Below are 10198 nucleotides of genomic sequence, written 5' to 3'. Positions count from 1 at the left end.
TCCAAGCATAAAGCTTATAAAACTGTTCCAGCCTTCTGTTACCGAATCTACAAAACGGCTCCCAAAACCTATTTTTGAAGTGGCGGAACTTCTCACTTTTTCTTTGTATAAATTCAAATTCAGAGTACTGTAATTCACCCGGTCATCAATAAAACGAAGTCTGCCTTCGGCCACATCAATCTCATCTTCCAGTTCACGGATATTTTCCTGGATCTCCAGCATATCTTTTGTGGTAGCAGCACTTTTAAGCATATCACGGTATTTTTCAAGATATATCTTTTTGTTGGCCAGCTTTATCGCTACATCAGTATATTCTTCAGTAACGTCATTGGATGAAATGTTTTTAGACAAAACGGTTCCAACGCCATCTGAAAAAGAATTGATCAGAGCATCAAAGTTTTTATGCGGCACACGAATGATCAGACTAAGATTATCATCCATATCCGTATTTTGAAACTCCTCTTGCTGGATATAAGCATTGTTTTTTCTGATGATTTCATTCACCTGGCTCTGTGTCTTTTTAATATCACCCACCTGAATTTTCATATCTCCGTTTTTGATGATTTTTTTGGAGATCGTATCTGTTTTTTTAGGGGTATAAACGTCCTTGTTGGTGCCATTTTCATCAGAAACTACCTTTTCAGAGATAGGAAGTGGTGGAGGAGGAGGCGCCGCTGCAGGAGAAGGTGCTCTATCTTCAGTTATAACTTCCATCAGGTCGGCTTTCGCTTCATGTTTTTCGCCGCCTGATTTGCTGCAGTTGATCAGAATAAGACCTGATAACAGGAAAATAATTTTCTTCATAAGTTAGTTAGTTTTTATGAGTATGATCAAAAAGTGTGCACAAAACTGATGATGGGTAAGATTGATTAAAATTTAAAAATAATTCGCTGTAAAACCGATCTGAAAATTGCTGAGACTGCTAAATTATTTCTATTTTTAATTCATGAAAAAAAGTCTTTTAGCATTAGCATTTTCTCCATTTCTGATGTATGCCCAGGAAGCTCCGAAACTTACAGACGAAATGGCGATGAAATTATCCGATAAACCTCTTCACTGTATCAACCAGGAGTATCCTAATAAAACTGCCCATATCATTAATAACGCAGGCGAAGTTTCTTTAACTCCAAAAGATCTTCACCCTAGTTTTTATGGATGTTTCGACTGGCATAGCTCTGTTCACGGGCATTGGATGCTGACGAGACTTTTGAAAACGAAACCCAATCTCTCCAATGCCAAAGAGATTGAAAAAATTCTGGATGAATCATTTCAAAAAGAAAAACTTCAGACAGAAGCAGATTACTTTACAAAATATCAGCTGACAGGAACTTTTGAAAGAACCTATGGCTGGGCGTGGATCTTAAAGCTGGATGAAGAACTCACAACCTGGGATCATCCGAAAGCTAAAATATGGCACCAAAATCTGAAACCGCTGACAGATCAGATCCTGAAATCATGGAAAACTTATCTTCCAAAGCAAACGTATCCTAACAGAACCGGAGTTCATCCTAACACGGCATTTGCCATGTCTTTTGCCATCGACTGGGCAAGAGCCAATAAAGATAAGGAGTTTGAAAGCCAGTTGACGGAAAAGGCAAAATACTTTTTCTTGAAAGAACAGAAAACACCTGCTTATCTGGAACCGGACGGATCCGATTTCTTTTCGCCAAGTCTTGAAATTGCAGACCTGATGCGAAGAGTGCTTCCTCAAAAAGAATTTGTACAGTGGCTGAATGCTTTCTATGAAAAAAGAAGTCTGGAAAATGTTGAAAAAATTCCTGTAGTAAGTGATCTGAGCGATTACCAAACTGTTCACCTTGTAGGACTATCTTTTTCTAAAGCATGGTGTATGAAAGGAATTTCAAACGCACTTCCGGCTAATCATCCCCTGAAAAAAGATTTTAAGAAAACAGCAGATGTATTTCTCAATAATGGATTACCATTACTTTTTCAGGGAAATTATGGAGGAGACCACTGGCTGGCCAGTTTTGCGGTATATGCGCTGGAAGATTAATATCTGATTCCTGTCTTTTTAAGAACAAAGCCTAAAAGCCATATGGGTCCTATCAGAAGAAACTGGAGATCTTTAAGGAAAGTAGGCTTTTTTCCTTCAATTTTATGCCCGATAAACTGAAAAATCCATGTGATGATAAACACAGAAAGGTAAACCATCCATGATTGTCTTCCGAAACTAATATTGGTGAGATAAATGAAATGTTCCATGATAAGCATAATCACGATCATTATGAGAGCGATCAATAAAGACAGCCTTATATAGAACAGGGTGATCAGAATAATCACAATAAGGCTTACGATACTGGCACATCCGAAATAGGAAGCGCAGAAATGAGGGGAAGGAATCAGGGAGGCAAACCCCAGAATCGTCCAGAAAATTAAGGGTACACAAATCCAGTGAATGAACTTGTTGGTCGGATTTCTATGGCTTTTACTGTATTCTGCAAATAATAGATCAACCTTTCTCATACTAAAGGGAAATTGGATTCCTGCTAAAATAATAAAATTTTGTAATCACTGGTAAGATTGCTTACATTTGTCTTATGTCTGCCCTGGAAAAATTTGGCGTTGATATTTTTACCGAACATAATATTTTCGAGCGAATCGCTGTAGGTAAACCGTTTCGTCCCGAAAATCCTGCATTTATATTTATTAAATCAGGAACTATAAAACTTCGCCAGCACTTCAGTGATCTGGAGGTTTCTGCCAATATGTTTATGGTAACCGATCCCCAAACCATTTATGAAGTGGTGGGAGTGACTGATGATTTTCAGTCGAGAATGGTTTCTTACAAAAGAGAATTTATTTCTGCCTTATCATTAAAATTCAACCGTCTGATAACATATCGGTATTTCAGACAGCAGATGAATAAAGGAGTTCCTTTTCCTGAGGATGAAATGGAAGTCGTATGGAAAAGTGTCAATTTCCTGAAATATATCCTGGATTCTGATACCGAAATGCTTTATAAGAAGGAAATGGTAGAGCACCTTTTTTCTGTTTTCTGCTATCAGATGGCAGGAATTATTTCCAAGGAGGATAACAGCTCTATGAACCAGATGTCCAGACAGGAAGAAATTGTATTTGTCTTTCTTACCGATCTTGCAGAGCATCACCTTACTGAAAGAACTGTTGAGTTCTACGCCGAACGACAATCAATTACAACCAGACATCTTTCTTCTGTAGTAAAGACCATTACGGGAAAATCTGCAAGTCAGATCATTGCTTTAATTGTCATTAATGAAGCGAAAGTGCTCTTAAACTCTTCCAATAAACCGGTTTCGGAGATTTCCGCTATTCTCGGATTCAGTGATCAATACTCATTTTCTCATTTTTTTAAGAAGCATCTTGAGGTAAGCCCTAGACAGTACAGACATCAGTTCGAAAACTAAAATCTTACATTTGAACATCTTTTTCCAAAAATCAAACATTTGATTGATTTTGTTGCTGACCTAACTTTGCATCTGTAAAACAAGGTAAAATGACAAAGAAAATAAAAACAGCACTATCTGTATTGATAGCAGCTTTTCCTGCGCTGTTTTTTTCACAACAGATCAAACAGATGACCGCAGGTGAGGTGGCGGAACTCGCTGTTCAGAATCACCAGCAACTCAAAGTCTCCGCACAGAATATTGATATTGCAAAACAGCACACCAATGTGGTTAAGCTTCAGAAACTTCCCACAATTACGGCTTCTACAAGCCAGTTCTATTTAGGAGATGCAGTAGCCATTGATAAAGATTTTTCGAATTCCACAAACGTTCCGATGCCGCATTACGGAAGTTCGTATGCGGTACAGGCAACACAGCTGATCTTCAAAGGAGGATTGGTGAATAAGTCCATCGAAATGGCAGGGCTTCGCGAACAACTTTCCGAACTGGATTTAGAGAAAAACAAACAGGATGTGAAATTTTTAGTGATTTCCAACTATCTGGATGTCTATAAAATCATCAATCAGGAAGAAGTATTTCAGAATAACAAAAAACTGGCTCTGGAACGTCTGAAAAATATCCAGAAGTTCTATCAGCAGGGAATGGTAACCCGAAACGAAGTGATTCGTGGAGAATTGGCTATCAAAAACCTGGACCAGGGAATTCTTACCCTTACGAATAATAAGAAAATCCTTAATTATAATCTGAATATTGCCTTAGGATTATCTTCTGACACGGAGATTGTTCCTACAGAAAGTCTGGAGACTAAAGAATCCGGAATTGGCATGGAGTATTATACAGATCTTGCACACGAAAGCAATCCTTTGCTGAAATCTGCTCAAAAAAACATTGCGGTAGCAGATAAGAATATTGAAATCATCAAAACAGACAATTCACCTACGCTGGCCGGATTTGGCGGATATACGCTGCAAAGACCGATCACGACGAGAAATCCTGTTTTGGATATGTATTCAGGCGGCTGGCAGACTGGGGTTTCTCTGAGCTACAACATCGATACCCTCTATAAAACAAAAGAAAAAGTAAAATTAGGGGAATTGCAAAAGAATCAGGCAAATGATGCCATGACTCTGGTGCAGCAGAATGTAGATATGGCAGTGAATGCAGCCTATACCAAATATCAGGAAGCGATTCAGCAGGCAGATATTCTGAATGATTCCAAAAGACTGGCGGAAGAAAACTACAAGATTACGGAAGCCAAATATCTGAATCAGCTGGCCGTGCAGGCGGAAATGATTGATGCACAGAACCAGAAACTGCAGGCAGAGCTTGATTACGCCAATGCTGAAATCAATGTTTTATATCAGTATTACAACCTTTTGAAATCTACAGGAACACTTTAATTTAAAACTGAAAATCAACACAATGGAAAACAAGGGACAAACTACTCAAAATACAACACCTACTCCGGCAGCATCTGCTGCAGAGAATAAGAAAAAGAAAAATAAAACCAATAAAATCAGAGCCATTATATCCAATATCATCGTTTTTCTGGTGATCGGTTTCGGATTATTCTGGTTAATACGCGAATATTTCCATATCGGAAGCAAAACCTATACGGAAGCGGCACAGGTAGAAGAATTTATCAATCCTATCAATACCAGAGTTTCTGCCTATATCAAAGAAATTAAGTTTATTGAACATCAGCGTGTAAAAAAAGGCGATACTTTGGTCATCCTTGACGACCGTGAAATTCTTACGCAACTGGGACAGGCTGAAGCCGCTTATCAGAATGCTATGGCTCAAAAAACAGCTACAAGCTCTTCTGTGAACACGGTTTCCAACAATATCAACGTGATGCAGTCCAATATCGCAGGAGCAAAAGCAAGATTGTGGAATGCTGAACAGAATTTAAACCGATATAAAAACCTTTTGGCAGCTGAAGCCGTTACGAGACAACAATATGATCAGGTGAAGACAGAATATGATGCTCAGAAGGCTGCTTATGAAACCTTAGTCAATCAAAAGCAATCTGCAAACCTTTCTACAACAGAAGTAAAAAGCAGGTTGGGAATCAATGATGCTGAAATTAAAAGAACAAAATCTGCTCTGGATATGGCGAAGATCAATCTTTCATATACTGTTATTACAGCGCCTTATGATGGAGTAATGGGAAGAAGAACAATTTCTGAAGGTCAGCTGATCCAACCAGGACAGCAGGTTGCAACAATCGTTCTGAACGGTCAGAAGTGGGTAACTGCCAACTTCCTGGAAAGCCAGATGCCGAATATCAAAGTAGGAGAAAAAATTTCTATGACAGCGGATGCTTTAGGAGGGAAAAAATTCGAAGGAATTGTGACTGCTGTTTCAGCGGCTACCGGATCAAGATACTCAAGCGTGCCTACGGACAATTCTACCGGAAACTTTATCAAAGTACAGCAGAGAATCCCTGTAAGAATTGAGTTTACAGATTCCAACAAAAAAGAAGATCTGGATAAGCTGAGCGCCGGAATGAATATGAATGTAAATATCGGCCAGTAATTTAAAAATTTAATCATTGAAAGATTAAAAGATTAGAAAATACAGAAGTTAAGCTGAAAACTTCAGTTACTAACTTCTAGTTTCTAACCTCTAACTTCTAAATTCATCATGTACAACAAAGGATTATATAGCGACTGGGTACCGAAACCCGTACAGCTGCTGCTGATTGTATTACTGCTTGCCGTGGTAATGCCCATCGGCGGGGTGTATACGGGAAATATCAGTTCTCTGGTAAGTGGTACCGGCGCCATGACAGAATATTTTATGTGGGCCAATTACGCCACTACCATTGGGATGGGAGCTTGCATGCCTGTTGTCCTGAGAATCAAAATGAGATTCAAAGTAAGGGACAAAATGGTTTTGCTTCTGGTACTTTTAGGGTTGCTGAGCTATGTGAACGGGACTACTTTACAGCCAATGATTTTTATTTTTACTTCTTTAATGATTGGCTTTATGAAAATGATGGTTACCATAGAACTGTTTCTGCCATTAATGGTTATGATCGGAAATCGTGGAGTATTTTACGGAGCTTTTTATACCTTCGTTCTTGTCATGAACCAGGTGGCAACCTATTATGCCGCTGAGTTTGCTCTTCTTTACAACTGGCAGCAGTTCTATCTGCTCACAGCAGTTTTATGCTTTATTTTAGCATTGATACACTGGATTTTTATGCATGACAAATATTTTGCATTAAAAGTACCGCTGCATTATATTGACTGGCTGAGTATTTTGCTTTTCATTTCAACATTCATGTTTTCGGCTTATGTGTATTCATTTGGAAGACAGCAGGACTGGTTCAACTCCAGGAACATCATCTATGGAAGTATTGCAGCTTTTGTCAGCTTTGCACTGCTTTCTATCCGTCAGCTGACTTTAAAACGACCCTACCTTTCGTTTAAAATTTTCACAAAAAATAATGTGCAACACGGTTTGTTCATGCTTTTCTGGCTGGGAATGTTTCTGGGAACAGCTTCTATTCAGAATACGTTTGCGGTAGGAGTTTTGGGATATGATCAATTGACCAATACCAGGCTGAGTCTACTGATGATCCCCGGAATTATCTTAGCCGGAGCTCTTGCTATTTTCTGGTTTAAAAAAGAAAAGCCATTGAAAATGTATATTTTTTCCGGTTTTGCCGCTATGGTTGGATATGCTATTATTATGTACTTTTCCATGGTGCTGGAGTTCAGTTATGACAACTGGTATCTGCCCATGTTTTTAAAAGGCTACGGAATGTGTTCATTGTTTATCTCCGTATGGTTTTATACGCTGGATAAGCTTGAAATGGATGAAATGCTGGCAGCTATCGGACTTGTTCTGGTTTGGAGAACTTTCCTAGCTGTAGGAATCTTTTCGACCCTGTACTCTTGGTTTCAATACCGTTTTCAGGTTACGGCAATAGGAGATCTTGCCGTTTATATGGACGGAATGACGGTGACTCCTCAGAATGTAGCAGCCAATATGAAAGCCATTCAGCTTAATGCCATTATCATTGCCACCAAGAAGATATTCGGATATATTATTTTAGTCGGATTTGGAGTACTGATCTATGTTGCGACTCATCATTTCGGAGCAAAACGATTCCAATATTTCAGATTTGTAAGAGTTCTTGGCGGTAAATCGGTCATAGCGAGAAGAAGACTTCGCGAAAGAAAAAAATTATTGGAAGAAATAAAAGATGCTGCAGGACCTGCAGTATAAAAAGAAACCTTGTTTTTACCAGTAAAATCCTGGTCCTTCGTTGGGCTGGGATTTTACGTTTTTACTATGGAAGCTGGATGCTGGAAAAAGGAAGTTCTAAAAGACGATTTATAACTATTTGTTTTAATTTAACATTTTTATTCCAAAAGAGGTTCTTAGAACTTATCTTGATTTACAGGTCATCAATAACTTCCAGCCTCCATCTTCCTCCTTCCATCAAAAAAAGAAAAATCTCCTATTTTATTATTTTTATTCTTTCTAAATAAGAATTATCTTTGCAAGATTATAAAACGTTGAATAGAAAGAATGAAAAAGCAGTACGCGTTCATAGGTCTTTTGGTTTCGGGATTGATGCTTTCCCAGACCGTAAAAGATTCTATTGCCTCTAAAGGTATTGAAGATGTGGTAATCGTAGCCTCCAGAAAACCTACAAAAATCTCTGAAGTTCCGGGAACGGTCTGGGTAGTACAGAAAGAAAAGATTCAGGAACAGGCGAAAAGCGGAGTTCCTATCAAAGAAATGTTGTCGATTCTGATTCCTTCCATGGATATTGGTCCACAGGGTAGAACCAATTATGGTCAGAATATGAGAGGACGTTCTGCCTTGGTGATGATAGACGGTGTTTCTCTGAACAGTATCCGTGCGATCAGCCGCCAGCTGGATGCCATTGATCCTTTTAACATCGAAAGAATCGAAGTGCTTTCAGGAGCAAGCTCAATTTACGGAGGTAACGCTACCGGTGGGATTATCAATATAATTACAAAAACACCTTCCAAAAAAGGAATCAGTGGAGAAACAGAATTGGGTGTACGTACAGGTTTTATGGGAAAAGATGACCATGATTTCCGTGCCGCTCAGTCTATTGCGGCTAAAGGAGATAAGTTCTTCGGAAGACTGGGAGTAGCTTATCAGCAGAATGGTGGAGTGTATGGAGCAGATCAGAAACAGCTTTTTACGGATATTACCCAGACCGATCTTCAGTATAACCAATCCATTGACATTTTGGCTACGGGAGGATATCAGTTTAACAATAAACATAAAATAACAGCCTCTGTTCAGTATTACAATTCTAAATTTAATGGCGACAGAAGCTTATTTTTAGGAGAAAATCTGAGTGCATTTACAACAAAAAATCCTTCATTACTCGAGATGAGAGATGGGTTTTCATCTGATAAAAATGTAGGTACAGAACGTTATATGGCAACTATAGCTTATAACGCAAACGGAATTTTAGGCGGACAGGATTTATATGTGCAATTGGCTACGCGAGGTGAAAAGTTAGGATTCTACCCATTCCCGGGAAATATTACCTTACAGACGGGAAAAATACCTTATATGTCTTCTTCTCAGCAAGATACTTATTATTCCGGGATTAAAGCTTTATTGTCAAAATCATGGAGAGGACTGAACGTTACCTATGGAGCAGATTTCGATTTTGAAAAATTTGAAGGAACTCAATCTGTTTATGACATTGCAAAGACAATGTCCAGCGGTGGTTTAGTAAATGAAACAAAGTACAGCTTGGGAAGATATCCGACTAATCATTCACAGAGCTATGCAGGATATGTTCAGGCAAAATATAATATTCTGCCGAAATTACAATTGAATGCAGGAATCCGTTATCAGCATATCAACGTAAAAATGGATGATTTTGTAGGTTCTGAACAGCAGACCCAAATTGCAATGGGCTATGGAAGCTCAGCATCTGCAATTCCGGGAGGTGAAAGTTCTTATAATGTAACCTTAGCTAATGCAGGGCTATTATACAAATTTAATGAGCAGCATCAGGTTTGGGGAACTTTTTCCCAGGGAGCAAGTTTAGCAGATCCTGCTAAGTTTTACGGAATCGGGCAGTACAAATTGGTAGGAACAAACTGGAATGTTGTATCCAGCATCAATGTTAAAGAACAGCTGCTGCAGGCCATCAAAACCAATCAGTTTGAAGTAGGATACCGTGTGAACAGAGGAGGTTTAAGAGCGCAGATTGCCGGATTTTTAAGTAATTCTGATAAAACGGTTGCTGTAGATAAAAAGACCTTTCAGATTCTTGTGAATGATTTGAAATTAAGAAATATGGGAATTGAAGCTGAGGTTTCTTATTCTTTAAGCAATGGCGTGTATTTCGGTGCCAGCGGACTTTTGATCAAATCTGAGGTAGATAAAGAGGGAGAATGGCAGAAACAGGAGATTTACAATGCTTCCCCTTCAAAATTGGTGACGTATATCGGATATAATATTAAGAACTGGTCATTCAGATTCCAGTCGTTACAGAATTTCAAGCAGAAAGACGAGCTTAATAATGTTGTTGAGGGCTACAATACCTCAGATCTGATGATGGGATACCGTTTCAACTGGGGAAAATTCAATGTAGGAATTCAGAACCTGTTTAATACCGATTATCAGACGATCTGGAGCAAGCGTTCCCAGGTTTTATATGCTACTTACGGACTTCCGGAACTGTTTAATTATAAAGGAAGAGGAAGAACATTCAACCTTTCCTACACTTTTGAATTTTAAAAAAATGATCGGGATTTAAAATACCCTGATCTGAAAAC

Annotated in this window: 8 protein-coding genes; 6 read left to right on the top strand and 2 right to left on the bottom strand. The window is 38.7% G+C overall.

What is annotated here, in order from left to right; genetic code table 11:
• On the bottom strand, nucleotides 1-804 hold an 804-nt coding region (locus AC5YGI_RS19525), incomplete at its 3' end, for a DUF4349 domain-containing protein (protein ID WP_496169321.1).
• 142 nt (nucleotides 805-946) lie between these two features.
• On the opposite strand from AC5YGI_RS19525, the gene AC5YGI_RS19520 reads away from it, so the two are divergent.
• The gene (locus AC5YGI_RS19520) at nucleotides 947-2014 is read left to right on the top strand and encodes a DUF2891 domain-containing protein (RefSeq protein WP_330745781.1); all 1068 of its coding nucleotides are present in this window, start codon (nucleotides 947-949) and stop codon (nucleotides 2012-2014) included.
• On the opposite strand, the gene AC5YGI_RS19515 is transcribed toward AC5YGI_RS19520, so the two are convergent.
• Nucleotides 2011-2484: an Mpo1 family 2-hydroxy fatty acid dioxygenase gene (locus tag AC5YGI_RS19515; RefSeq protein ID WP_330745782.1), complete on the bottom strand. Its 474-nt coding sequence runs from the start codon at nucleotides 2482-2484 to the stop codon at nucleotides 2011-2013. The two genes, AC5YGI_RS19520 and AC5YGI_RS19515, sit on opposite strands and share 4 nt — an antisense overlap.
• Before the next feature lie 74 nt (nucleotides 2485-2558).
• On the opposite strand from AC5YGI_RS19515, the gene AC5YGI_RS19510 reads away from it, so the two are divergent.
• The 5 genes from AC5YGI_RS19510 to AC5YGI_RS19490 all read left to right on the top strand — a co-directional run bounded on the left by AC5YGI_RS19510 (nucleotide 2559) and on the right by AC5YGI_RS19490 (nucleotide 10160).
• Nucleotides 2559-3404: a helix-turn-helix domain-containing protein gene (locus AC5YGI_RS19510; RefSeq protein WP_330745783.1), complete on the top strand. Its 846-nt coding sequence runs from the start codon at nucleotides 2559-2561 to the stop codon at nucleotides 3402-3404.
• 89 nt (nucleotides 3405-3493) lie between these two features.
• Nucleotides 3494-4804, top strand: coding sequence for a TolC family protein (locus tag AC5YGI_RS19505; RefSeq protein ID WP_330745784.1), 1311 nt, complete (start codon nucleotides 3494-3496; stop codon nucleotides 4802-4804).
• 22 nt (nucleotides 4805-4826) lie between these two features.
• Nucleotides 4827-5942, top strand: a complete 1116-nt coding sequence (locus AC5YGI_RS19500; protein WP_496169320.1) for an HlyD family secretion protein — start codon at nucleotides 4827-4829, stop codon at nucleotides 5940-5942.
• A gap of 108 nt (nucleotides 5943-6050) precedes the next feature.
• On the top strand, nucleotides 6051-7643 hold the full coding sequence (locus AC5YGI_RS19495) for an MFS transporter (RefSeq protein WP_227941755.1): 1593 nt from the start codon (nucleotides 6051-6053) through the stop codon (nucleotides 7641-7643).
• A 306-nt stretch (nucleotides 7644-7949) separates the two neighbouring features.
• Nucleotides 7950-10160 carry a TonB-dependent receptor gene (locus tag AC5YGI_RS19490; RefSeq protein WP_496169319.1) on the top strand — a complete coding sequence of 737 codons (2211 nt, stop codon included), beginning with the start codon at nucleotides 7950-7952 and terminating at the stop codon, nucleotides 10158-10160.
• The last annotated feature ends 38 nt before the right edge of the window (nucleotides 10161-10198 follow it).

The sequence above is a fragment of the Chryseobacterium sp. CS3K3.1 genome, assembly GCF_059515165.1.
This window is presented reverse-complemented; position numbering and strand designations above follow the sequence as displayed.